This window comes from Bordetella bronchiseptica (assembly GCF_900636925.1).
Lineage (GTDB): Bacteria > Pseudomonadota > Gammaproteobacteria > Burkholderiales > Burkholderiaceae_B > Bordetella > Bordetella pertussis.
Genome location: NZ_LR134326.1, coordinates 3,052,258 through 3,076,861 on the forward strand (window position 1 = coordinate 3,052,258; position 24,604 = coordinate 3,076,861).

Genomic DNA, 24,604 nt, shown 5'->3' on the forward strand with positions numbered 1-24,604 from the left:
TATAAGTTGACAGACGGCCAGCGCCGGCCTGCTGCCGCTATGGCGGCCAGGCTTTACGCTGCGTCCCGGTACCGATAGGCCGTACGGCCCGCCCTGCTAGTGCGGCGGATGCGTGAACGGACCTATCCTCAACAGCATCTCGTCGTCATGGTCTGCGCCGCCGAAAGCCTGCCGGTCGAAGAACGGCTGCTCGGAGACATGCGCGCCCCGCTCGCCGGCCAGGCCGGCGAAGGTACGGCGCGAAGCCTGGTTGTCAGGCCCCACCGTGGTTTCAAGATGTCGAACATGCCTGCACTCCTGGCGTTCCAGGATGTGGCCAAGCATGGCGCGGCCCAACCGATGGCCGCGTGCGCGGGAATGCACCGCGACCTGCCAGACGAACAACACGTCGGGCCGGGTCGGGAGCAAATAAGCGGAAACGAACCCGTCGATACGTCCGCCCGGGCTTTCGGCGACCACGCAGGTATGGGCGTGGTGCTCGCACAGCAGCAGGTAGGCGTAGAGGGAATTGAGGTCCAGTGGCGGACACTCGGACACCAACTGGTGTATGGCCGCGCCGTCGTTGCGGCGGGGTGGGCGCAGCTGGTAGCGCAAGGCGCTGGCCGGCTGCGCGGCGGAGATATCTGGCGAGGTGTTCGATGTTTCGTCTTTTCTCATACTACCAGTCCCGATTCCGGGGGCGCGCCGCCAGTAGGCATTTCGAGTATGGGCGGCGATCCTTCGCCGGCCGCCTCGACGGCATGCCCCTCCTGTTCCATCAACGCCACGATGCGCTCCAGCGCCAGCGTGATCGTTGCCTGCTCCAGTTCGGGCAGGGCATTCAGGCCGTCGGCCAGATGCTTCTGCAACGGCGACGGCGCCTCGGCGGCCAGCGTGCGGCCGCCCTCGGTGGCTGTGACGAACACGATACGGCGGTCTTCCCGGCCGCGTTCGCGGCGGATCAGGCCCTTGTCTTCGAGACGATCCAGGATGCCGACCACCGTGCTCGGGCTGACGTGGATTTCGCGGCTGATGGCCGTGGCCGTCATGGGGCCGCCGGCGATCACGGCGCGCAGGCACATCAGCTGCGGAGCGGTGATGTGGCTGACGGCCGCCAATTGCCGGGAATGCAGCGCGATGGAACGCGTAATGCGGCGCAGGGCGCGCAGGATGCGTAGATCGTATTGCTGCGGCGTATCAGTCTGAGCGACGTTGTTCATAGCCAGGAAAAAGAGGTTCGGACAAAATTGATTTCTACTCAAATGATATGCCTGCCATTCATTCAAGTCAAACCAGAATTGCCGGCAAGATGTAATTCAATGCGAGCGTTTTTCCGGCAATTGCCGTCATGATCGCTTCGACCGGCGAATCTTCCCAGGGGGCTTAGTGGATTACCCGTAGGTCCCATAAAACACATGTTTTTTATTTTTAGCGAGATATATCATGTGTTTTTTATCCTGTTTCGCACCATGCCCGCCACCCCTGCCCCGTCCATGCTGGAAACCCTCCAGTCATTGCTCGACGACCTGCCCGCCGAACTGCAGCGCGCCGCTCGCTGGGTGGCCGCGCACCCGGCCGAAGTCGGCCTGTGGTCGATGCGCCGGCAGGCCCAGGCCGTGGGCGTGGCGCCAGCCACCATGCTGCGCCTGGCGCGGGCGGCAGGCTGCGGCAGCTACGAAGACTTCCGCGCCCCCTTCCAGCAGGCGCTGACCGCCGCCGGCGGGTCGGGATGGCGCGACCGCGCCGCGGAACTGCAAGCGGCGCAGGACGCCGGCGCCGCGCCCGGCCATGACGTACTGACGGGATTGCAGACCCAGGCCATCGGCTCGATCCGGGCGCTCAACCCGCCGGCCGCCTTCGATGCCGCGGCCAGGACCCTGCTGGCCGCCGGCCAGGTCGGCTTCCTGGGCACCCGCTCGGCGTTCGGCATCGCGCACCAGATGCGCTACGCCTACCAACTGGTACGCCGCAATGGCCTGCTGATCGACGGGCTGGGCGGCGCGCCGGCCGAACAGATCGACAACCTGCAGGCCGGCGACGCGCTGGTGGCGATTTCGCAGGCTCCCTACCCGGCAGCCACGGTGCACCTGGCGCGCCAGGCCAGCCAGCGCGGCGTGACCGTCGTGGCGCTCACCGACGACCCGCTCTCGCCCCTGGCGCTGGAGGCCGGCCATGTGCTGCTGTTCGCGCGGCCGGAACGCGAACGGGTCTATGCCGAGCCGGCCCAGCGCGGTCCCGGCTCGTTCTTTCACACCACCGCCGGACTGCTGGGCCTGGCCGAGCACCTGATCGCCCGCCTGGCCGCGTGCGGCGGCGAGACCGCCCTGGCGCGCCTGGCCGAAATCGAGGCGCGCCTGCAGGCCGAACAGGTGTACTGGTCGCCGGCGCACGCGCGCCGCGACAAGGCGCGGCCTGGCCGCGGCATGCCGCGGGAAACGGCATGACCGCCCTACTCCTCTTGCCTCTCCTACCAGGAATACCGGAATGAGCACTACCCACGTCCTTCATCGCTCCTTGCGCCATACTCCGCCGGTCGCCGTGCGCGGCGAAGGCGTCTGGCTGTACGACCAGGCCGGCCGCGCCTACCTCGACGGTTCGGGCGGCGCGGCCGTCTCGTGCCTGGGCCACAACCACCCCGACGTGCGGGCCGCGATGCACGCGCAGATCGATGCGCTGGCCTATGCGCACACGGGCTTTTTCTCCACCGAGATCGCCGAGCGCCTGGCCGACCGCCTGGTAGCCGACGCGCCGGCCGGCACCAGCCATGCCTATTTCGTCTCGGGCGGCTCCGAGGCGATCGAGGCGGCCCTGAAAATGGCGCGCCAGTACTTCGTGGAGATCGGGCAGCCGCAGCGCCGCCACCTGGTGGCGCGCCGCCAGAGCTATCACGGCAATACGCTGGGCGCCCTGGCGGTGGGCGGCAACGAATGGCGGCGCGCCCAGTTCGCGCCGCTGCTGATCGACGTGGCGCACGTTGCGCCGTGCTATGCCTACCGCGACCAGCGCGAGGACGAAAGCGCCGAGCAGTACGGCGAACGGCTGGCGCGCGAACTGGAGGACACTTTCCAGCGGCTGGGCCCGGACACCGTCATCGCCTTCGTGGCCGAGCCCGTGGTGGGCGCCACCGCCGGCGCGCTGACCGCCGTGCCCGGATACTTCCGCCGCATCCGCGAGATCTGCGACCGCTACGGCATCCTGATGATCGCCGACGAAGTGATGTGCGGCATGGGCCGCACGGGCACGCTGTACGCCGTCGAGCAAGAGGAGATCGTGCCCGACCTGATCACCATCGCCAAGGGCCTGGGCGGCGGCTACCAGCCGATCGGCGCCGTCATGGCGCAAGGCCGCATCGTCGACGCCATGGGCAAGGGCAGCGGCTTCTTCCAGCACGGCCATACCTACCTGGGCCACGCGACCGCCTGCGCGGCGTCGCTGGCGGTGCAGGAAGTGATCCGCCGCGACGGCTTGCTGGCGCGCGTGCGCCAGCAGGGCGACGGGCTGCGCCGGCGCCTGATGCAGGCGCTGGGCGCACATCCGCACGTGGGAGATATCCGCGGACGCGGCCTGTTCCTGGGCGTGGAGCTGGTGCGCGACCGCGCCACCAAGGCGACCTTCGATCCCGAACTGGCCCTGCACGCACGCGTCAAGCGCGAGGCCATGGCGCGCGGCCTGATGGTCTATCCGATGGGCGGGACCATCGACGGCCGCCATGGCGACCATGTGCTCGTGGCGCCGCCGTTCATCATCGCCGACGACGAACTGGACCAGCTCGTCGAGCGGCTGGCCGGCGCCATCGACGCGGCCATCGCGCAGACGCGCGCCTGACGGCCGCGCGCGGCGCGCAACTCAGTAGCGGCTGGCGTCACGGGCGCCAGCGCAGACCGCCGGCACAGACCGGCAACACCACGGGGAAAAACCCCAAAAGGAGTTTGTATGGGCAAGTCAGTCAAACACACCTTGGGCCACCGCAAAGCCTTCAGCCTGGCCGCCGCCTGCGCCGCCGTGGCGCTGGCGTGGGCCGCGCCCACGCCAGCGGCGGCCCAGCAGAAGTTCGTCAGCATCGGCACCGGCGGGGTGACCGGCGTGTACTACGCCGCCGGCGGCGCGATCTGCCGCCTGGTCAACAAGGACCGCGCCAGCCATGGCGTGCGCTGCTCGGTCGAATCGACCGGCGGCTCGGTGTTCAACGTCAACACCATCAAGGCCGGCGAACTGGACCTGGGCGTGGTGCAATCGGACGTCGGCTTCAATGCCTACAACGGCGAAGGCCAGTTCAAGCAAGGCGGCGCGTACAAGAAGCTGCGCTCGGTGTTCTCCATCCACCCCGAGCCCTTTACCGTGCTGGCCCGCAAGGAAGCCGGCGTCAAGTCGTTCGAGGACTTCAAGGGCAAGCGCTTCAACGTCGGCAACCCGGGCTCGGGCACGCGCGCCTCGATGGAAGAGCTGCTGGCCAGCATGGGCTGGACGCTGAAGGACTTCTCGCTGGCCTCCGAACTGCGCCCCGACGAGCACGGGCCGGCGCTGTGCGACGGCAAGATCGACGGTTTCTTCTACGGCGTGGGCCACCCCTCGGCCAACATCCAGGACCCCACCACGACCTGCGGCGCGCAACTCGTGTCGCTGACCGGCCCGGCGGTCGACAAGCTGGTCGACAAGTATCCGTATTACGCGCTCGCCACCATCCCCGGCGGCCTGTATCCCAATAATCCGCAAGACACCAAGACCTACGGCGTGACGGCCACCTTCGTCACCTCCGAGGATGTGCCGGAGCAGACGGTGTACCTGGTGGTCAAGGCCGTCTTCGACAACTTCGAGGACTTCAAGAAGCTGCATCCGGCCTTCGCCAACCTGAAGGCCGCCGACATGGTCAAGAATGGCCTGTCCGCGCCGCTGCACCCCGGCGCCCAGAAGTACTTCAAGGAAAAGGGCCTGCTGTAGACGCAAGCCGCGGCGCGCGCCACCCTGCCGGGGCGCGCGCCTTCGCAACACCGCGCGGGCGGCCGCCAGGCCGCGCGCGCGTCATGACAAGCAGGGGAATCCACGCATGAAAAACGAGTCGTCCACTACGACCGCAGACCTCGAGCAATTGGTCGCCGAAGCCGACCGCGGCGGCCGCCATGCCGGCGGCGTGGCCGGCGCCACGCTGGCCGCCGGCGCCCTGGTCTGGTCGCTGTTCCAGCTCTGGTATGCCTCGCCGCTGCCTTTCTCGCTGCACTGGGGCATCTTCAACGATACCGAGGCGCGCGCGCTGCACCTGGGCATCGCCATGTTCCTGGGCTATCTCGCCTACCCCGCCACCAAGCGCTCGGCGCGCGACCGCATGCCCTGGTACGACTGGGTGCTGGCCCTGGCCGCCGGGTTCTGCGGCGCCTACCTGTACCTGTTCTACAACGAGCTGGCCACCCGGCCGGGCCAGCCCACCTCCATGGACGTGGCCACCGCCGTGGCCGGCCTGCTGTTGCTGCTGGAAGTCACCCGCCGCGCGCTGGGCCTGCCCATGACCGTGCTGGGCGCCGTGTTCGTCCTGTACGCCCTGGCCGGCCCGTGGCTGCCCGATGTGCTCGCGCACCGCGGCGCCTCCATCGAACGGCTGATGTCGCACATGTGGCTGACCACCGAAGGGGTTTACGGCGTGGCGCTCGGCGTGTCGGTGTCGTACATCTTCATCTTCGTGCTGCTGGGCTCGCTGCTGGACAAATGCGGCGCGGGCAACTACATGATGCAGGTCTCGTTCGCCCTGCTGGGCCACCTGCGCGGCGGCCCGGCCAAGGTCGCCGTGGTGTCCTCGGCGGTCAACGGCCTGGTATCGGCCTCGTCGGTCGCCAACGTGGTGACCGGCGGCATCTTCACCATCCCGCTGATGAAAAAGGCCGGCTACGGCGGCGTGCGGGCCGGCGCCATCGAAACGGCCTCGTCGGTCAACGGCCAGATCATGCCGCCGGTCATGGGCGCGGCCGCCTTCCTGATGATCGAGTACGTGGGCATTCCCTACACCGACATCATCCGCCACGCGATCCTGCCGGCCTCGATCTCGTACATCGCGCTGTTCTACATCGTGCACCTGGAAGCGCTCAAGCTGGGCATCGAGCCCATGATGGCCGCCGGCAAGCCGCGCACGCCGCTGCAGAAGCTGGCCGGCTGGGGCATGGGCATCAGCGGCACGCTGATCGCGATGGGCCTGGTCTACTGGATCGGCGTGGGCGTGCAGGCGGTGGCCGGCGCGGCCGCGATCTGGATCCTGCTGGCCATGCTGGTGGCGCTGAACATATGGCTGCTGCGCGTCGCCGCGCGCCACCCCGACCTGCCCACCGAGATCGACGTCAACCATCCGGTGCGCCCCGAGCCATGGCCTACGGTGCGCGCCGGCCTGCACTTTCTCATCCCCATCGGCATCCTGGTGTGGTGCCTGAGCGTCGAGGAGCTGTCGGCGGGCCTGTCGGCGTTCTGGGCGGCCGCGGCGATGCTGCTGCAAATGGTGACCCAGCGCCCCCTGACCGCCTGGTTCCGCGGCCAGGCGATCGCGCCCGCCGCCCTGCTGGGATGGCAGGACGCCATCGGCGGCCTGCAGGACGGCGCGCGCAACATGATAGGCATCGCCATTGCATGCGGCACCGCCGGCCTGATCGTCGGCGCCATCACGCTGACCGGCCTGGGCCTGCGCATGACGGCCTTCGTCGAGCTGGTGTCGATGGGCAACGTGCTGCTGATGCTGATCTTCACGGCCATCGTCTGCCTGATCCTCGGCCTGGGCATGCCCACCACGGCGAACTACATCCTGATGGCCACCCTGATGGCGCCGGTGGTGGTCGAGCTGGGCGCGCAGAACGGGCTCATCATCCCGCTGATCGCCGTGCACATGTTCGTGTTCTATTACGGCATCATGGCCGACATCACGCCGCCGGTGGGCCTGGCCACCTTCGCCGCCGCGGCGATCTCGGGCGCAGACCCGATCAAGACGGGCGTCCAGGGCGTGACCTACGCGCTGCGCACGGCCGTGCTGCCGTTCATGTTCGTGTTCAACCCGCTGCTGCTGCTGATCGACGTCAACTCGTGGACCGAGCTGATACTGGTGGCGGGCAGCGCCACGCTGGCTTCGCTGACCTTCGCCGCGGCAACGCTGGGCTGGTTCCGCGTGCGCTGCACGGTGCTGGAGATCGTCGTGCTGCTGGCCGTCACGTTCATGCTGTTCCGGCCCGACTGGCTGCTGGACCAGGTGTCCGAGCGCTACCAGGCGCGGCCGGCCGCCGAGGTGGTGCAGACCGCCGCGGCGCTGCCCCACAACGGACGCCTGGTCGCCGTGCTGCGCGGCATCAACCTGGAAGGCGACGAACTGACCAAGACCGTGGCGGTGGCGCTGCCGGCCCTGGACGAAGGCGAAACCCTGCAAGGCGAGGCCGCCGGCCGCAAGCGGCTGACCGACGCCGGCCTGACCATCGTCGCGCTGGGCGACCAGGTGCAGATCGGCGGCGTGCGCTTCGGCAGCAGCGCGCGCCGCGCCGGCTGGGAACAAGGCTGGGACGTCCTCGAACTGCGCGTGCCCAATCCCGCGCGTCCGGCGGAATTCTGGGCCTATCTGCCCGGGCTCGTACTGCTGGCCCTGGTGTGGTTCGCCCAGGGGCGCCGCCAGCGCGCGGCGGCGCGCTAGCGGCGTGCGGCCGGCGGCGGCTCGATCCGCCATGCCGGCCGGCGCGCCAGCGTCAGCGCGCGCAGCAGCCACTCCACCGGCCCGTACGCATGGCGGCGCAGCCACCATGCCGACCACGGCAGCTGCAGCGCGAACACCAGCACGGCCAGTCCCAGCACGGAAAGCGGCGCCAGGGTGCCGACCCAGCGCAACCCCCAGGCCGTGAACAGCACCGCACAGACCAGCGATTGCAGCAGATAATTGGTGAGCGCCATGCGCCCGGCCGGCGCCAGCCAGCGCGCCAGCCGCGCCCCCGCCGGGCGGCGCATCGCCAGCAACAGCGCGGCCGCGTACGAAGCGCTCAACAACGGCGCGGTCAGCATGCCCGCGCCCAGGCCAATGAGATCGATGCCCAGCGGCTGGCCGGGCAAGCCGCTCCAGGCATAGACGGCGGCGCCCGCCGCGCCCAGCGGCAGGCCCACGGCCAGCACGGCGCGCAGCAGGCGCGGATGCGCCTGCGGGTCGGCCAACGCATGGCGCCGGCCCAGCGCCAGGCCGGCCAGGAACATCGCCAGCACGAACGGCCCCTGCACCAACAGCACCACCATCCAGACGCCATGGGTCAAATCATGGATGTGCCGCGCGATCGTGGTGCCTACGGTGCCGCGGTAGGCCTGCAGCGCCGCCAGCGCGTCCTCCTGCGTCAGCGCCAGCGTGGCGGGATCCTGCGGCGTCATGAGGCTGAGCACGCCCAGCGCCAGCCAGCCCAGTCCGGCCAGCAGCGCCAGCCAGCAGGCCCAGCGCAGCGCCCGTTCGGGCGCCGTGCGGCGCAAGGCCAGCAATAGCGCGCCCAGCACGGCGTACGTCAACAGGATGTCGCCGTGATACAGCAGCACCGCATGCGCCAGCCCCAGGACCGCCAGGCCGGCCAGCCGGCGCAGGAAGCGCGGCGCGAAGGCCGCGCCGGCCCGCTGCGCCGCGTCGATCTGCAAGGTGAAGCTGTAGCCGAACAGGAACGAAAACAGCAGGTAGAACTTGGATTCGAACAGCACGGCCACCAGCACGTTGACCCACTGGTCCAGCGGCCGCGAGAACGCCGGATCGGGCAGCCCGGTACCGTAGTAGACCGAGGCGAACACACCGATGTTGACGACCAGGATGCCGAACAGCGCGAAGCCGCGCAGCGCGTCCAGATGGACCAGGCGCTGCGCGGCGGTGCCGTCGTTCACGCTCAGAACACCGGCGACAGCACCGGCTGCCTGGGACGCACGTCCAGTTGCCGGCCCTTGCGGGCGCGCTTGCCGACGTACGGCGCGAGCGCGGCGCCGGCCAGGATGTCCTCGGTCTGCTTGTTGCGGTAGATGCCGGCGGCGCGCAGGCCGGCCGCGCCGATCGGCACGGTCTGGTCCAGCTTGTCGGCGGTGTCCAGCCCCATCAGGATGGTGCCGCGCCCGCCGCCCGACAGGCTCTTGACCTCGTCCAGGCCGAACACCAGGAACTTGCCCTTGGCCGACAGCAGCGCCAGCTGGGTCGCCCCCTCGAACAGCGGAACCGGCCGCAACAGCTCGTCGCCCTGCTCCAGCGTGATGAACTGCTTGCCAGCGCGCTGGCGGCTGCTCATGTCGCTGAGCCGGGCGGCAAAGCCGAAGCCGCGCCGCGTGGCCAGCAGCCAGCGGCTGCCGGGCGCCGCCGCGATGGTGTGCACGATGCGCGTGCCGGCCTCGAGATCGATCATGGTGGTGACCGGCTGGCCATCGCCACGCGCCGACGGCAGGCCGGACACGGCCACCGAATAGACGCGGCCGTTGTCGCCCACCGCGATCAGGGTATCGGTGGTGCGGCACTCGAAGGCGCCGTACAGGTCGTCGCCCTGCTTGAAGCTGAATTGCCCGGCATCATGGCCGTGGCCCTGGCGGGCGCGCAGCCAGCCTTTCTGCGACACGATCACCGTGACGGGCTCGTCGACCACCTTGGTCTCGAGCACCGCGCGCTCGGCGGTTTCGATCAGGGTGCGGCGATCGTCGCCGTACTGCTTGGCGTCGCCCTCGATTTCCTTGATGAGCAGGCGCTTGAGCGAACCCGGGTTGTCCAGCAGGTCCTGCAGGCGCAGCTGTTCTTCGCGCTTGCCGGCCAGTTCCTGTTCGATCTTGATGCCTTCCAGGCGCGCCAGCTGGCGCAGGCGCATTTCCAGGATGTCCTCGGCCTGGCGCTCGGTCAGCCCGAAACGCGCCATCAGCGCGGCGCGCGGCTCCTCGGCCTCGCGGATGGTCTGGATGACCTCGTCGACATTGAGGTAGACCACCATGCGCCCTTCCAGCACATGGATGCGGTCGAGCACCTTGTCCAGGCGATGGCGCGTGCGGCGCACCACCGTATCGGTGCGAAACGCCACCCACTCTTCCAGCACGTCGCGCAGGCTCTTCTGGCGCGGCCGGCCGTCGGTGCCGATGCACACCACGTTGACCGGCACGTTGCTTTCCATGCTGGTCTGCGCCAGCAAGGTGTTGACGAATTCGTCGCGATCGACGCGCGAGGTCTTGGGCTCGAACACCAGCCGCACCGCCGCGTCCTTGCCGGACTCGTCGCGCACCGCGTCGAGCAGGCTGAGCATGACCGCCTTGGCCTGCTGCTGCTCGGCCGAAAGGCTCTTCTTGCCCGCGCGCACCTTCGGATTGGTGATTTCCTCGATCTCTTCCAGCACCTTCTGGCCCGAGGTGCCTGGCGGCAGCTCGGTCACCACCAGCTGCCACTGCCCGCGCGCCATTTCCTCGAACTGCCAGCGCGCGCGCGCCTTCAGCGAGCCGCGCCCGGTGGCGTAGATCTGCGCGATATCGGCCGCCGGGGTGATGATCTGGCCGCCCCCGGCGAAATCCGGGCCCGGCACCAGCGCCAGCAGTTCCTCCTGCGGCAGCTTGGGATTGCGGATCAGCGCCACGCAGGCCTGCGCCACCTCGCGCAGGTTGTGCGAGGGAATCTCGGTGGCCATGCCCACGGCGATGCCCGAAGCGCCGTTGAGCAGCATCACGGGCAGGCGCGCCGGCAGCATGGCCGGCTCCTGCTGGCTGCCGTCGTAGTTCGGCACGAAATCGACCGTGCCCTCCTCCAGTTCGTCGAGCAGCAGCTTGGAGAACGGCGTCAGGCGCGCTTCGGTATAGCGCATGGCCGCCGCGTTGTCGCCGTCGCGCGAGCCGAAGTTGCCATGGCCGTCGATCAGGGGATAGCGCAGCGAGAAGTCCTGCGCCATCCGGACCATGGCGTCATAGGCGGCCTGGTCGCCGTGCGGGTGGTACTTGCCCAGCACGTCGCCGACCACGCGCGCCGACTTCACCGGCTTGGCGCCTGCCGCCAGCCCCATGGCCTGCATCGCGTACAGGATGCGGCGCTGCACCGGTTTCTGGCCGTCGCCCACATCGGGCAGGGCGCGGCCGCGCACCACGGATACGGCGTAGTCCAGGTAGGCCTGCTCGGCATAGCGGCCCAGGGTGATGGCTTCGTGGGGATCGGTGGCGCCACCGTCGAACAGGCCCGGTTGATTGCTGTCGCTCATGATGTACTCGGATTTGACTATTGCTTGTCCGCCGCATCGGCCAGCACCGCGCCGGGCACGTGCGCGCGCAGCTGCGCGCGCACCGCCTGCAGGACATCGGCGGACTGGCCGCGCTTGGGAATGATCACGCCTTGCAGCGGACTGATGAACAGATACAGATGGCTGGCGGTTTCCTCGACCTGGCCCACCGCCTCCCATGGCATGGTACCGCTGGCGCCGGCGGCGGCGTCATCGACGCCGCGCGGCCCGAAGTCCAGCGTGTGCCGGCCCAGGAAGGGATTGTCGGGCTGGCGGCCCAGCGCGCGGCGCACGTTGCCGCGCGCCAGCCGCGGCAGCGCGTACTCGTAGCCGGCGGCCAGCAGCGCGAACACCGCCAGGCCGACGGCCAGCGCCTGCGCGTACGCCGGCAGCGCCGCGCCCCAATCCAGCTGCCGGCCATCCCATACGCGCAGCAGGATCACCGCCAGCAGGCCCGCGGCCAGCAGGACGGCAAAACGCAGGTGCGACACATGGCGGCGGCGGCGCAGCGCCGGACGCTGGTACGCATAGGCGGTGAATGCCGCATAGTCGTCGACCGTCAGGTCGACCACCATGCGCACCGGCGCGCTGCTGTCGGGCGCCTGCGCCATCAGATATCCAGCTCCGCCAGGTTGCCCTTCTCCTCGATCCAGGCACGCCGCTGCGACGACTCGCCCTTGCCCATCAGCATGTCGAACATGCGGGTGGTGTCGCCGGGGGTCAGGTCGCCGTAGCCGACCGGCAGCAGCCGGCGGGTGTCCGGGTTCATGGTGGTCTCCCACAGCTGTTCGGGGTTCATTTCGCCCAGGCCCTTGAAGCGGCTCACGCTCCAGGCCGACTCGCGCACGCCTTCCTTGCGCAGCTTGTCCTGCGCGGCCTCCAGTTCGCCGGCGTCCAGGCAGTAGATCTTGCGCGCCGGCCGCTTGCCCTGCGCCGGCACGTCCACCCGGAACAGCGGCGGCCGGGCCACGAACACGTTGCCGGCCTCGATCAGCTTGGGGAAATGCCGGTAGAACAGCGTCAGCAGCAACACCTGGATGTGCGAGCCGTCCACGTCCGCGTCCGAGAGGATGCAGATGCGGCCATAGCGCAGGCCCGACAGGTCGGGCTCATCGCCCGGGCCGTGCGGGTCCACCCCGATCGCCACCGAAATATCGTGGATCTCGTTGTTGGCGAACAGCCGGTCGCGGTCGACCTCCCAGGAATTGAGCACCTTGCCGCGCAGCGGCAGGATGGCCTGGAACTCCTTGTCGCGCCCCATCTTGGCCGAGCCGCCGGCCGAGTCGCCCTCGACCAGGAACACTTCGGTGCGGCTGGCGTCGCTGGACTCGCAATCGGTCAGCTTGCCGGGCAGCACGGCCACGCCCGAGCTCTTGCGCTTTTCGACCTTCTGCGCCGAACGCTGGCGCGCCTGCGCCTGGCGGATGGCCAATTCGGCCAGCTTCTTGCCATATTCGACATTGCTGTGCAGCCACAGGTCCAGGGCGCTCTTGGCAAAGCCGCCCACCAGGCGCACGGCGTCGCGGCTGTTCAGGCGCTCCTTGATCTGGCCCTGGAACTGCGGGTCCAGCACCTTGGCCGACAGCACGAAGCTGGCGCGCGCGAACACGTCCTCGGGCAGCAGCTTGACGCCCTTGGGCAGCAGGCTGTGCAGCTCGGCAAATCCCTTGACCGCGCCGAACAGGCCTTCGCGCAAACCCGATTCGTGGGTGCCGCCGGCCGGGGTCGGGATCAGGTTGACATACGACTCGCGCACCACGTTGCCGTCCTCGGCCCAGGCCACCACCCATTGGGCGCCCTCGCCCTCGGCGAAACTGTCGTGGTCGGCCCCGGCGTACTGCTGGCCCTCGAAGAACGGGATCATCAGCTCGGCGCCGGCCAGCGCCTCGGCCAGGTAGCCGCGCAGGCCCTCCTGGTACTGCCAGGTGCGCGTGTCGCCGGTTTTCTCGTTGACCAGCGACACCTTGACGCCCGGCAGCAGCACGGCCTTGCTGCGCAGCAGGTGGGTCAGCTCGGCCATCGGGATGGCCGGGCTGTCGAAATACTTGGCGTCGGGCCATACCCGCACGCGGGTGCCCGACTTCTTGCGCCCGCCCTCGGGGTACGGCGCCAGCGCTTCGATCACGTCGCCGCCGGCGAACACCAGCCGGTGCACCGCGCCGTCGCGCCACACCACCACCTCCAGGCGGGTGGCCAGCGCGTTGGTGACGGACACCCCCACGCCATGCAGGCCGCCGGAGAACGCATACGCGCCGCCGCCCTGCTTGTCGAATTTGCCGCCTGCGTGCAGGCGCGTGAAAACCAGCTCGACGACCGGCGCGTTCTCTTCCGGGTGCAGGCCGACCGGAATACCGCGTCCGTCGTCCTCGACCGAAATGCTGCCGTCGCCGTGCAGCGTGACTTGAATCTGCTTGCCGTAACCGGCCAGCGCTTCGTCGGCCGCGTTGTCGATGACCTCCTGCACGATGTGCAAGGGGTTCTCGGTGCGGGTATACATACCCGGGCGCTGGCGCACAGGCTCCAGCCCCTTCAGAACGCGGATCGACGCTTCGGTGTAACGTGGTGTGGCCAAGTTATCCCCAACATCTGTGGAAAAAAACCGACATTTTACGGACAAGTCCATATTCGGCGCGGCTCCAGGTGGGATGCGCACGCGCTGACCAGCCGCGAATTCGGTACGATGGACATTGTGACAGCCGCCGAACCCTTTTGTAGGCCCGGTGACGCCGCAACATCCTACACAAAACCGGCAAACCCTGTTGTTAATGACAGTGGTATGCTTTAATCCTTCCTACACGTCGAACAAGAACAGCGGCCGCATGCTCCATGCACGGGTCGCGCAGCGGAATCCGAGAATCACCATCATGAGCGAGCAAATCAAGAACGTCAGCGACGCCAGCTTCGAGGCAGATGTGCTGAAATCCGGCCAGCCGGTGCTGGTGGACTACTGGGCCGCCTGGTGTGGCCCCTGCAAGATGATCGCCCCCATCCTCGAAGAGGTGGCTTCCGAATACGCCGGCCGCCTGACCGTGGCCAAGCTGAACGTGGACGAAAACCAGGACACGGCGGCCAAGTACGGCGTGCGCGGCATTCCGACCCTGATGCTGTTCAAGGACGGCCAGGCCGCCGCCACCAAGGTCGGCGCCCTGTCCAAATCGCAACTGACCGCATTCCTGGACGGCGCGTTGTAAAATCCGGGAATGCGCCGCCAATCGGCCGCGCATTCCCCCTGATTCCCGCGCGGGCCCGTCCGTGGCCCGCCGCCCGAACCCTTCTTCTTATCTCCCCCTACATTCACCGCGATGCACCTCAATGAACTGAAGGCGCTGCACGTGTCGCAGTTGCTGGAAATGGCCGCCGGCCTGGAAATCGAGAACGCCAACCGCCTGCGCAAGCAGGAGTTGATGTTCGCCATCATGAAGCGGCGCGCCAAGCAAGGCGAACAGATCTTCGGCGACGGCGTGCTGGAAGTCCTGCCCGACGGCTTCGGATTCCTGCGCTCGCCGGACACTTCGTACCTGGCCAGCACCGACGACATCTACATCTCGCCGTCGCAGATCCGCCGCTTCAACCTGCACACCGGCGACTCCATCGAGGGCGAAGTACGCACCCCGAAGGATGGCGAGCGCTATTTCGCGCTGGTCAAGGTGGACAAGGTCAACGGCTCGCCCCCTGAAGCGATCAAGCATCGCATCATGTTCGAGAACCTGACGCCGCTGCACCCCAACCAGGTGATGCGTCTGGAACGCGACATCAAGAGCGAGGAAAACCTCACCGGCCGCATCCTCGACATCTTCGCCCCCATCGGCAAGGGCCAGCGCGGCCTGATCGTGGCGCCGCCCAAGTCCGGCAAGACGGTGATGATGCAGCACGTGGCCCACGCCATCACCACCAATTATCCGGATGCGGTGCTCATCGTCCTGCTGGTCGACGAACGCCCCGAGGAAGTGACCGAAATGCAGCGCACCGTGCGCGGCGAAGTGGTGGCCTCGACCTTCGACGAACCGGCCACCCGTCACGTGCAGGTCGCCGAAATGGTCATCGAGAAGGCCAAGCGCCTGGTCGAGATGAAAAAGGACGTGGTCATCCTGCTGGACTCGATCACCCGCCTGGCCCGCGCCTACAACACCGTGGTGCCGGCCTCCGGCAAGGTGCTGACCGGCGGCGTGGACGCCAACGCCCTGCAGCGCCCCAAGCGCTTCTTCGGCGCGGCGCGCAACCTCGAGGAAGGCGGCTCGCTGACCATCCTGGGTACCGCCCTGATCGAAACGGGCAGCCGGATGGACGAAGTCATCTACGAAGAATTCAAGGGCACCGGCAACTCCGAAGTGCACCTGGAGCGCCGCCTGGCCGAAAAGCGCGTCTACCCGTCCATCAACCTGAACAAGTCGGGCACCCGCCGCGAAGAGCTGCTGATCAAGCCCGAACTGCTGCAGAAGGTATGGGTGCTGCGCAAGTTCATCCACGACATGGACGAAATCCAGTCGATGGAATTCATCCTCGACAAGATGCGCGCCACCAAGACCAACGCCGAATTCTTCGACATGATGAAGAAATAAGCCTGGCTTGCGCCACGCCCGTCCCGACCCCCGGCCCGCGCCGGGGGTTTTGCTTTGCGGGCGCGCTTCAGTGCTCGGGCTGCGGCTCCTGCTGGCGCGTCGGCGCGCGCGACTCCACCGGCGTCACCTTGGGATCGTCCCAGGTGCCGGTGACGGCATACTCGGAAGACATGGCGCGCGCCAGCGGCTGCTTGAGCAGCCACTGCGTCACGAAAGCGCCCAGGCCGATCAGCGGATTGACCAGCGCGGCCGTGACCGCCGCCGCGCCGCTGGCGTCCAGGTTGGGCACCACCACCGCCCGCATGTCCCAGCGCTCGTCCACGATATTGGTGTTGCCGGCCAGGACGATCCCGGCCACGGGACCGCTCAGCTTGTAGCCCTCGGTCGTCAGCACGCCCTGGCTGAGCGACATGTCGCCGCGGATCGTGTCGAACGGAAACCCTTCGCGCAGCAACCCGCCCGGGTTGGCGTCCAGGCGCGCCAGCCGCTGCAGCGACTGCAGCGACAGCAGTTCCAGCAGGCGCGCGGCGCGCGAATTCACATGCAGGAAACGGCCATTGTCCAGGCTGACGCGCGCATTGCCTTCCAGCTCGGCCAGGTTGTGCGACCAGGGCAGATTGCGCCAGGTGACGGTGCCCTCCAGGCTGCCCTTGCCCCCGCCCACGGTCTGAGGCAGGCCGACCCGGTCCAGGAACTTGCCCAGGTCGCTGAACTCGGCATTGGCCTGCACGGTCAGGCCGCGCTGCGTGCCGCCCAGGCGCCAATTGCCCGTGGCGTCGAGCCGGGCGGCATCGTTGGCGATCTGCAGCTTGTCCAGCCGCCACAGGCGGCCGCGCTCCATGTTGGTGCCGATCAGCTGCAGGCTGCCCAGCTGCTTGCCGTACAGGCTGAACTCCTCGGCCTGCAGATCGATGGCGGGAATATCCTCCAGATCGTTGCCAGCCGACAGCGCGTCCTCTTCCTGGCGCGTGTCTTCCTCGCCCGCCAGCGCCAGCCGCTTGAAACGGCCGGTCACGCGGCCGGCGATGGCGCCCGAGGCCTCCGTCCACTCCAGCGTGCCCAGCGCCTGGCGCGAGTCCACCGTCACGCGCCACTGCGAGGCGGTCGGCCGCTGGGCCGCCAGTTTCAGGTCATCGAGGGTATAGCCGGCCACGCGCAAGCGGTCGGTGGCCAGGTTGATCTGGTCGGGCTGCGGCAGCAGCGGCACGCGCGACGGCTGCCGCCGGCCGCTGGAAGGCTCGTCGAAATCGGCCTTCATGGCGTCCCAGGCGTCGAGGTCCAGTTCGGGCAGGGTCGCGGCCACGGTCAGGCCGCGCTGCGGCAGGCTGGCGGCCCGGTTCACGCCCAGCGCGCCGCGCGCGAAGTAGGTCCGCGAGGCATCGGCCGGATCGTACTCCAGCAGCACATTGATGTTCTCGGCCAGGCTGCCCGACAGCCAGCGCCGGCCGCGCGGCCCGCGGTCGTTGGCCGGCCCCCATTGCAGCTTGAACGGCATGGCGCCGCGCGCAGGCTTGCCCACCGGCGCCGGCATGTCGATCGCCAGGCCGTCCAGGTTCGATTCCATCGAAATATCGACCGCCCCGCCCTTCAGGTAGTTGAGCTGCCCGCGGTAGGCGCTCTGGCCCGACAGGCGCTTGAGCGCCGGCGCCTTGCTCACTTCGCCCAGGCCCGCCGCCGTCAGCGTGCCTTCGAAGCGCAGCGGAGCGCTGTCCTGCTCCAGCACGCCCCAGATACGTGCCGGCCCGCCCAGGAAGCGGGCATGGATTTCCTTGGCGCTCATGCCCAGTTCGGAGAACGCCAGCTCGCCGCGCAATTGCGTCAGCATGGGCATCTCGGGCATGAAGCGAAACGCGTTGCCGGCGAATACGATGCGCCCCTCGACCTTGGTGTCTTCGGCATTGAGCAGCGGCACATCCAGCGCCAGCGGCACCTCCCACTGGCCGGTGCCCTCGGCCTCGGCCAGCGCGCCGTCGAGCAGTTCGCCCAGCGGCGAATTGGCGGCCAGCGCCAGATACGCCGGCACCGTGCCGGAACTCTGGCCTTCCACGTGCAATTGCGCGTGGTCCTCCATGTCGGGAATCGCGGCTTTCACCGCCCCCAGGCTCACCACCTGGTCTGCGGCGGTGCGCACCAGGCCGCCGCCGGCGCTGTCCAGGCTCAGGCTCACCTTGTCCACGGCGAAGTTGCCCGACAATTGCTCCAGCCTGGGCCAGGCCTTGCGCTTGCCCTCGGCCGGCGCGTAATCGACCACGGCATCCTGGTACCGTCCCGCGATACGGAACTGCCCCTGCGCGCCCGGCTCCGAGAACGGAAAATCATCCAGGTCGCCCGCCAGGGTGATGGCGGCGTCATGAACCGTCCCTGCGGGCAGGCCCGTCGCCAGCCACAGGCGGGCATCCTCGTTCACCTCCAGGGGCAGGTAGCGGTGGATGGCCGGCATCGACGCGCGCGCCAGGCTGCCGCGCAGGTCGGCCGTGCCGGCCGCCGACTTGCCTTGCTGGCGCCAGGCGCCGTGCAGGGTCGCATCCAGGTCGGGATTGGCCAGCTGCAGGCGGCGCAGGTTCAGGGTCAGCGGCTGCCCCGCCGGCTCGGTCAGGCTGGCGTCGAGTTGCGCCCGGTCCAGCGCCAGCGGGTGTTCGAATATTTCGGGCAGGTTCAGCCACAGGCCGTCCGCCTGCCCCGTGACCGACACGCCGGCGCCGTCGGCGCTGCGCGCCAGCGGCAGGTCCGAAAACTGCAGCAGGTCGCCCGGGGCGCCCTGCAGGCGCCACTGGGCGCTGTCCACGCTGACCGACGCACTCTGGCCGGCGCGCCAGTTCAGCCCGCGCAGCGCCGCATCCATCGTCAGGTCGGTGAACTTGCCGTGATCCAGTTGCAGCCAGGCGCGCGCCGCATAGCGGCCCTGGGCCGCCGGCATCGCGACCCAGGGCACCCAGGCCGCCGGTTCGGCGTCCTGCACCTCGGCATACAGCTGGCCGCTCCAGCTGGCCGGATTGCTGCCGTCGCGCGCGAACAGGCTGCGGTTGAGCTCGCCGCGCAGCGATACCTTGGCCGCCAGCTGCGCGGGCGGGCGCACGCGCAGGGAAAAGCGATGCGACAACACCCCATTGCGCACCAGCAGGTCCAGGCCATCGAGCCGCAGCTCGGGCGCCTGGCGCGCTTCGTCCTGCCAGCGCAGCGTCACACCGCGCAGGGCCAGCTCGCGCTGGCGCGCCAGCCAGCGCAGCGCCGGCGATTCGGTGAACCCGTGATCGGACGGCGCGGCCAGGTCGATCGATTGCCCGGCGACCCACAGGCGATCGGCGGAATCGCGCCGCACCAGCAGATCGGCGCCGTCGATGCGCAGGCTCTGCAACGTGGGCGACAGCTTGAGCACGCTGCGCCAGCCCAGCACCGCCGCCACCGAGGGCAGGCTGAGCACCGGATCGGCCTGGTGATCGTAGATGCGCACGCCGGACAGGTTCAGGCGCGGATTCAGGCCGCTCCAGTCGGCGCTCAGGCTGTCGATCGCCACCCGCGAACCCAACGCCTGGCTGGCGTACTGCTCGATCTGCGGCCGCCATTGATCGGCCCGGGGCAACACCCAGTAACGCAAACCCAGGAAAGCGACCGCCAGCACGCCATAAATGGCGAACACGCTCCAGAACAGCAAGCGAAGAATTTTCGTCGATACGGACACGGGCGGCGGGCAGGAAGAGGCGTCTTGCAGTATCGTCCCCTTATACATGAATCCCGCCTTTCCGTCTGCCTGAGTCCCGCCATGTCTTCCGCCCCTCCCTTCGCCGCCGCCCTGGCCTGGTCCGGCCACCTGCGCCGCCGTCTCGACGCCCATCCCGACCTGGCGGCCTGGCTGGCCAATGCCTGCGCCCACCCCGTCAGCGCCAACGTGCTGGCGGCCTGGCAGGCCGAACTGAGCGGCCCGGACGCGCCGGAAGTGCTGCCGGTCGAGCAATGCCGCGGCATGCTGCGCAAGCTGCGCGAGCGTGTTTTCCTGACCCTGATCGTGCGCGATCTCGGCGGGCAGGCTGACCTGGAGGAAGTGGTCGGGGCGATGACGGTGCTGGCCGACATCGCCGTGGGCACCGCCTACCGCAGCGTGGCCGCCGAACTTGCCGCCGTCCACGGCCTGCCGCGCGAACAGAGCACGGGCGATCCGCAGGAAATGCTGATCGTCGGCATGGGCAAGCTGGGCGGCCGCGAGCTGAACGTTTCCTCCGATATCGACCTGGTCATGCTGTACGGTGACGAAGGCGAGACCGACGGCCCGCGGCGCATCAGCAACCACGAGTTCTACGGCCGCCTGACCCGCCGCATGATGCCGGTGCTGTCGGAAGTCGATGCCGATGGCCAGGTCTTTCGCACCGACCTGCGGCTGCGCCCCGATGGCGACGCCGGACCGCTGGCCTGGAGCCTGGACGCGCTGGAGCACTATCTCATCGGCCAGGGGCGCGAGTGGGAACGCTACGCCTGGCTCAAGGCCAGGCTGATGCCGGCGCAAGCGTTTGCCGACAGCAACCCGGACGCCCAGGCGCGCCAGCTCGAAAGCCTGCGCGTGCCGTTCGTCTACCGCAAGTATTTCGACTTCGACGCCCTGGCGGCGCTGCGCGCCCTGCGCGAGCGCATACGCCAGGACTGGCAGCGCCGCGCCCTGGCGCGCAACGGCGTGGACAGCGCCAACAACATCAAGCTGGGCGATGGCGGCATCCGCGAGATCGAGTTCATCGTGCAGTTGTCGCAGCTCATCCGCGGCGGCCGCATGCCGGCGCTGCAACGCCGCGGCCTGCTCGAAGCGCTGCACGCCGAGCGCGCCGCCGGGCTGGTGCCCGAGGGCGACGCGCAAAAGCTGGAAGCCGCCTATCGCTTCCTGCGCCGCACCGAGCATGCCCTGCAATACCGCGAGGACGAGCAGACCCATCTGCTGCCGGCAGACCCGGCCCAGCGCGCAGCGCTGGCGGCGGCCCTGGGCTACGAACCGGCCGCCTTCGAGCGCACGCTGGCCGAGCATCGCGCCTTCGTGTCGCAAACCTTCCGCAACGCCTTCCGCCTGGCAGGCATGGGCGAGGAGGACGACAGCCCCGCCCCCGCGCGCACGCCCGCCAACGGACACGGCATGCGCCCGCATGCCGGCGCCCTGCACGATATCGAGGAGCGCCTGGCCGGACAGATCCAGCGCGACTTTCCCGAGCACGCCGAGGACCTGCTGCGCCGCACCGAGACGCTGCTGGGCAGCCATCGGGTACGCAGCCTGCCCGACAGCAGCCGGCACCGGCTCGAAGCGCTGCTGCCGGCGGCGCTGACGGCGGCGGCGCAGACCAGCGCGCCCATGGATGCCGCGCTGCGCCTGTTCGACCTCATCGAAACCATCGCGCAGCGCAGCGCCTACCTGGCGCTGCTGGCCGAGTACCCCGATACCCTGGCCCGCGTGGCGCGCATGGTGGCGGCCAGCCCCTGGGCGGCCCAGTACCTGACCCAGCACCCCCTGTTGCTGGACAGCCTGATCGATTGGCGCACGCTGTTCGAACCCCTGGATTTCGCCCAGGTCGCGCGCCAGCTGGCCGCCGACCTCGACGCCTGCCGGCTGCCCGACGGCGAGCCCGACATCGAACGGCAGATGAATCTGATGCGCGACGTCCAGCGCCAGGCCAGCTTCCAGCTGCTGGCGCAGGACCTCGAAGGCGAATTGACGGTGGAGAAACTGGCCGACCAGCTCTCGGCGCTGGCCGACCTGCTGCTGGCCGAGACCATCCGCCGCGTCTGGCCGCTGGTCAACCGGCGGCCCGGCGCCGAGCCGCACCTGGCCGTCATCGCCTACGGCAAGCTGGGCGGCAAGGAGCTGGGCTACGCCTCCGACCTGGACCTGGTGTTCCTGTTCGACGACGACCGCGAGGACGCCGCCGAACTCTACGCCAAGCTGGGCCGGCGCATGACCTCGTGGCTATCGACCATGACGTCGTCGGGCCGCCTGTACGAAGTCGACCTGCGGCTGCGCCCCGACGGCGACGCCGGGCTGCTGGCCGTCTCGCTGGAGGCCTTCGAGCAATACCAGCGCTCGCACGCCTGGCCCTGGGAGCACCAGGCGCTCACGCGCGCGCGCTACGCCGCCGGCGACACCGAGGCCGGCGCGCGCTTCGAGCGCATCCGCGCCGACATCCTGGTCATGCCGCGCGACGTGCAGGCGCTGCGCGGCGAGGTGCTCGGCATGCGCGACAAGATCAGCGCCGGGCACCCTAACCGCTCCGAGCTGTTCGACGTCAAGCATGACCGCGGCGGCATGGTGGACGTGGAATTCGTCACCCAATACCTGGTGCTGTGCCATGCGGCCACGCATCGGGTGCTGGTAAACAACCTGGGCAATATCGCGCTGCTGCGCCTGGCCGGCGAAGCGGGCCTGATCCCGGCGCCGCTGGCGCTGGCCGCCGGCGACGCCTACCGCACGCTGCGGCGGGCGCAGCACCAGCTGCGCCTGAAGGGTGTGGACAAGGCGCGCGTGCCGCCCGGGCAACTGGCCGCCGAGCGCGCCACGGTGTGCGAATTGTGGCAAACCGTGCTGCAGGACGGCACGATCGCGCAAGCCGAAGTAAAATAACGGTTTTTCCCCGCTGCAAAGCCGCTTTTCACGCCATGTCCCAACTCGTGCGCCCCACACTCGAACTGCCCGCCGGCCGCCGCAAGGTGCTGCTGCACTCGTGCTGCGCGCCCTGTTCCGGCGAAGTCATGGAAGCCATGACGGCCTCCGGCATCGACTACGCGATCTACTTCTACAACCCGAATATCCATCCGGTCAAAGAGTACGAGATCCGCAAGAACGAGAACATCCGCTTCGCCGAAGAGCACGGCATCGAATTCATCGACGCCGACTACGACATGGACAACTGGTTCGAGCGCGTCAAGGGCATGGAAAACGAGCCCGAACGCGGCATCCGCTGTACCGCCTGCTTCGACATGCGCTTCGAGCGCACCGCCCTGTATGCGCACGAGCACGGCTTCGACACCATCACCAGCTCGCTGGGCATCTCGCGCTGGAAAGACATGAACCAGATCAACGGCTGCGGCGAACGCGCCGCCGCCCGCTACGACGACCTGGTGTACTGGACCTACAACTGGCGCAAGGGCGGCGGCTCGCAGCGCATGATCGAAATCAGCAAGCGCGAAAACTTCTACCAGCAGGAATACTGCGGCTGCGTCTACTCGCTGCGCGACACCAACCGCCACCGCCGCGCCCAGGGCCGCGAACGCATCCACCTCGGCGTGAAGTTCTACGGGGTAGAGGAAAAACTCTAACCCCGGGTGCCTGTCCCCGCAGGGGACTGGCACCCGCAAACTCCAACCCCGGGTGCCTGTCCCCGCAGGGGGACTGGCACCCGCAAACTCCACCCCCGGCGTGCCTGTCCCCCCCCACAGGGAGGGGTGCCTGTCCCGGCGGGGACAGGCACCTGCAGGCGGTGTCCCTCCCCGCAAGGGGGCTGGCACACGATGCCGTCAGCACTCCACGATATTCACCGCCAACCCGCCGCGCGCGGTTTCCTTGTATTTGGTCTTCATGTCGGCGCCGGTTTCGCGCATGGTCTTGATGACGGAATCCAGCGAGACGTAGTGATGTCCGTCGCCGCGCAACGCCATGCGCGCCGCGTTGACGGCCTTGACCGAGGCCATGGCGTTGCGTTCGATGCACGGAATCTGCACCAGCCCGCCCACCGGGTCGCAGGTCAGGCCCAGGTTGTGCTCCATGCCGATCTCGGCGGCGTTCTCGACTTGTTCGACGCTGCCGCCCTGCACGGCGGCCAGCGCGCCGGCCGCCATCGAACAGGCCACGCCCACCTCGCCCTGGCAGCCCACCTCGGCGCCCGACAGCGAGGCGTTGTACTTGTACAGCAGGCCGATGGCCGCCGCCGTCAGCAGGAAATCGTGCACGCCCGCCCGGTTGGCGGCCGGGACAAAACGGTCGTAATAATGCAGCACCGCCGGAATGATGCCGGCCGCGCCATTGGTCGGCGCCGTCACCACCCTGCCGCCCGCGGCGTTTTCCTCGTTGACGGCCATGGCGTACAGGTTCACCCAGTCCATCACCGACAAGGGGTCGGACAGCGTGCGCTCGGCGCGCTGCGTCAGCGCGCGATACAGCTCCGGCGCGCGCCGGCGCACCTTGAGCGGGCCCGGCAGGTCGCCGTCGGCCTCCGGATGGCCGATGCCGCAGCCGCGGGCCACGCACTCCTGCATGACCTCCCAGATACGGTCCAGCCCCTGCTCGATCTCGGCGGCGCCGCGCCAGGTCAGCTCGTTGCGCATCATCAGGCCCGCCACCGAGTGGCCGCTGGCGCGGCACATGTCCAGCAGCTCGCGTCCGGTGCGAAACGGGTACGGCAGCTGGTCGTGCGCGCCGATGACCTGGGCATTGGCCGCGCCGGCCGTGACCACGAAGCCGCCGCCCACCGACAGATAGCGCGATTCGCGCAACAGTTGGCCATCGGCGTCAAAAGCGTGAAACTTCATCCCGTTAGGATGTTCGGCCAACGCCTCGCGGCGATAGAACAACATATGCTCTTTTTCGACGAACGGCACGTCATGCCGCCCCAGCAACGACACGCGCCGATTGGCGCGCACGGCCTGCAGCATGCCGGCGATGGCCGCGGGGTCGACCGTATCGGGCGCCTGGCCCATGAACCCCAGCAGCACGCCCTTGTCGGTGCCGTGCCCCTTGCCGGTCGCGCCCAGCGACCCATAGAGCTCGGCGCGCACGCTGGCCACGCGCGCCAGCAGGCCATCGCGCTCCAGCCCCTGCGCGAACAGGAGCGCCGCCCGCATCGGGCCCACCGTATGCGAACTGGACGGCCCTATGCCTATCTTGAAAAGGTCGAAAACGGAAACTGCCACGCGCAC

16 protein-coding genes are annotated in these 24,604 nt (G+C 68.9%); 8 read left to right on the plus strand and 8 right to left on the minus strand.

All coding sequences use genetic code 11. The features are described 5' to 3' along the window. Positions 1-96 precede the first annotated feature (96 nt). Together ectA and EL288_RS14195 are read right to left on the minus strand one after the other, a co-directional pair. Positions 97-657 carry a diaminobutyrate acetyltransferase gene (gene ectA / locus EL288_RS14190; RefSeq protein WP_003810598.1) on the minus strand — a complete coding sequence of 187 codons (561 nt, stop codon included), beginning with the start codon at positions 655-657 and terminating at the stop codon, positions 97-99. After that, positions 654-1,199, minus strand: coding sequence for a MarR family winged helix-turn-helix transcriptional regulator (locus tag EL288_RS14195; protein WP_033447334.1), 546 nt, complete (start codon positions 1,197-1,199; stop codon positions 654-656). Before EL288_RS14195 ends, ectA begins: the two co-directional genes overlap by 4 nt. Positions 1,200-1,394: 195 nt before the next feature. Between EL288_RS14195 and EL288_RS14200 the strand changes: the two genes are divergently transcribed. From EL288_RS14200 to EL288_RS14215, 4 genes are all read left to right on the plus strand, one after another. Next, complete coding sequence (locus EL288_RS14200; RefSeq protein WP_033450741.1) at positions 1,395-2,423, plus strand: MurR/RpiR family transcriptional regulator; 1,029 nt, start codon at positions 1,395-1,397, stop codon at positions 2,421-2,423. A 40-nt stretch (positions 2,424-2,463) separates the two neighbouring features. Next, positions 2,464-3,804 (plus strand): aspartate aminotransferase family protein, encoded by a 1,341-nt coding sequence (locus EL288_RS14205; RefSeq protein WP_033450744.1) that lies wholly within the window; start codon positions 2,464-2,466, stop codon positions 3,802-3,804. A gap of 108 nt (positions 3,805-3,912) precedes the next feature. Then, on the plus strand, positions 3,913-4,917 hold the full coding sequence (locus EL288_RS14210; protein ID WP_003810590.1) for a TAXI family TRAP transporter solute-binding subunit: 1,005 nt from the start codon (positions 3,913-3,915) through the stop codon (positions 4,915-4,917). A gap of 106 nt (positions 4,918-5,023) precedes the next feature. Then, complete coding sequence (locus EL288_RS14215; protein ID WP_003810588.1) at positions 5,024-7,624, plus strand: TRAP transporter fused permease subunit; 2,601 nt, start codon at positions 5,024-5,026, stop codon at positions 7,622-7,624. On the opposite strand, the gene EL288_RS14220 is transcribed toward EL288_RS14215, so the two are convergent. The 4 genes from EL288_RS14220 to EL288_RS14235 are packed head-to-tail and all read right to left on the minus strand — an operon-like array spanning position 7,621 to position 13,791. Beyond that, the gene (locus tag EL288_RS14220; protein WP_003810586.1) at positions 7,621-8,832 is read right to left on the minus strand and encodes a DUF418 domain-containing protein; all 1,212 of its coding nucleotides are present in this window, start codon (positions 8,830-8,832) and stop codon (positions 7,621-7,623) included. The two genes, EL288_RS14215 and EL288_RS14220, sit on opposite strands and share 4 nt — an antisense overlap. A gap of 2 nt (positions 8,833-8,834) precedes the next feature. Then, positions 8,835-11,150, minus strand: coding sequence for a DNA topoisomerase IV subunit A (gene parC / locus EL288_RS14225; RefSeq protein ID WP_003810585.1), 2,316 nt, complete (start codon positions 11,148-11,150; stop codon positions 8,835-8,837). A gap of 17 nt (positions 11,151-11,167) precedes the next feature. Beyond that, a complete protein-coding gene (locus EL288_RS14230; protein ID WP_003810583.1) occupies positions 11,168-11,779 on the minus strand; it encodes a YcxB family protein in 612 nt (203 codons plus the stop codon). Further along, entirely contained in the window at positions 11,779-13,791 is a 2,013-nt protein-coding gene (locus EL288_RS14235; RefSeq protein ID WP_004568562.1) for a DNA topoisomerase IV subunit B, read from the minus strand. Before EL288_RS14235 ends, EL288_RS14230 begins: the two co-directional genes overlap by 1 nt. Positions 13,792-14,032: 241 nt before the next feature. On the opposite strand from EL288_RS14235, the gene trxA reads away from it, so the two are divergent. Then, positions 14,033-14,359: a thioredoxin TrxA gene (gene trxA, locus EL288_RS14240; RefSeq protein ID WP_033446842.1), complete on the plus strand. Its 327-nt coding sequence runs from the start codon at positions 14,033-14,035 to the stop codon at positions 14,357-14,359. A gap of 111 nt (positions 14,360-14,470) precedes the next feature. Next, entirely contained in the window at positions 14,471-15,727 is a 1,257-nt protein-coding gene (rho, locus tag EL288_RS14245) for a transcription termination factor Rho (RefSeq protein WP_003810577.1), read from the plus strand. A 67-nt stretch (positions 15,728-15,794) separates the two neighbouring features. Here the strand turns inward: rho and EL288_RS14250 are convergent, their stop codons facing one another. Next, positions 15,795-19,454 (minus strand): YhdP family protein, encoded by a 3,660-nt coding sequence (locus EL288_RS14250; RefSeq protein WP_126621974.1) that lies wholly within the window; start codon positions 19,452-19,454, stop codon positions 15,795-15,797. Between the two features lie 33 nt (positions 19,455-19,487). Here EL288_RS14250 and glnE point away from each other — a divergent pair, with 33 nt between their 5' ends. Both glnE and EL288_RS14260 read left to right on the plus strand, forming a co-directional pair. Then, positions 19,488-22,313, plus strand: a complete 2,826-nt coding sequence (glnE, locus tag EL288_RS14255; RefSeq protein WP_003810574.1) for a bifunctional [glutamate--ammonia ligase]-adenylyl-L-tyrosine phosphorylase/[glutamate--ammonia-ligase] adenylyltransferase — start codon at positions 19,488-19,490, stop codon at positions 22,311-22,313. A 35-nt stretch (positions 22,314-22,348) separates the two neighbouring features. Then, positions 22,349-23,008, plus strand: a complete 660-nt coding sequence (locus EL288_RS14260; protein ID WP_003810571.1) for an epoxyqueuosine reductase QueH — start codon at positions 22,349-22,351, stop codon at positions 23,006-23,008. A 198-nt stretch (positions 23,009-23,206) separates the two neighbouring features. On the opposite strand, the gene EL288_RS14265 is transcribed toward EL288_RS14260, so the two are convergent. Then, entirely contained in the window at positions 23,207-24,598 is a 1,392-nt protein-coding gene (locus tag EL288_RS14265; protein WP_033446851.1) for an L-serine ammonia-lyase, read from the minus strand. Positions 24,599-24,604: the final 6 nt, after the last annotated feature.

Bases quoted from the DNA above. Each gene is read 5' to 3' on its own strand.
- ectA (WP_003810598.1), bottom strand. From the start codon at position 657: ATGAGAAAAGACGAAACATCGAACACCTCGCCAGATATCTCCGCCGCG.
- EL288_RS14195 (WP_033447334.1), bottom strand. From the start codon at position 1,199: ATGAACAACGTCGCTCAGACTGATACGCCGCAGCAATACGATCTACGC.
- EL288_RS14200 (WP_033450741.1), top strand. From the start codon at position 1,395: ATGTTTTTTATTTTTAGCGAGATATATCATGTGTTTTTTATCCTGTTT.
- EL288_RS14205 (WP_033450744.1), top strand. From the start codon at position 2,464: ATGAGCACTACCCACGTCCTTCATCGCTCCTTGCGCCATACTCCGCCG.
- EL288_RS14210 (WP_003810590.1), top strand. From the start codon at position 3,913: ATGGGCAAGTCAGTCAAACACACCTTGGGCCACCGCAAAGCCTTCAGC.
- EL288_RS14215 (WP_003810588.1), top strand. From the start codon at position 5,024: ATGAAAAACGAGTCGTCCACTACGACCGCAGACCTCGAGCAATTGGTC.
- parC (WP_003810585.1), bottom strand. From the start codon at position 11,150: ATGAGCGACAGCAATCAACCGGGCCTGTTCGACGGTGGCGCCACCGAT.
- EL288_RS14230 (WP_003810583.1), bottom strand. From the start codon at position 11,779: ATGGCGCAGGCGCCCGACAGCAGCGCGCCGGTGCGCATGGTGGTCGAC.
- EL288_RS14235 (WP_004568562.1), bottom strand. From the start codon at position 13,791: ATGGACTTGTCCGTAAAATGTCGGTTTTTTTCCACAGATGTTGGGGAT.
- trxA (WP_033446842.1), top strand. From the start codon at position 14,033: ATGAGCGAGCAAATCAAGAACGTCAGCGACGCCAGCTTCGAGGCAGAT.
- rho (WP_003810577.1), top strand. From the start codon at position 14,471: ATGCACCTCAATGAACTGAAGGCGCTGCACGTGTCGCAGTTGCTGGAA.
- EL288_RS14250 (WP_126621974.1), bottom strand. From the start codon at position 19,454: ATGTATAAGGGGACGATACTGCAAGACGCCTCTTCCTGCCCGCCGCCC.
- glnE (WP_003810574.1), top strand. From the start codon at position 19,488: ATGTCTTCCGCCCCTCCCTTCGCCGCCGCCCTGGCCTGGTCCGGCCAC.
- EL288_RS14260 (WP_003810571.1), top strand. From the start codon at position 22,349: ATGTCCCAACTCGTGCGCCCCACACTCGAACTGCCCGCCGGCCGCCGC.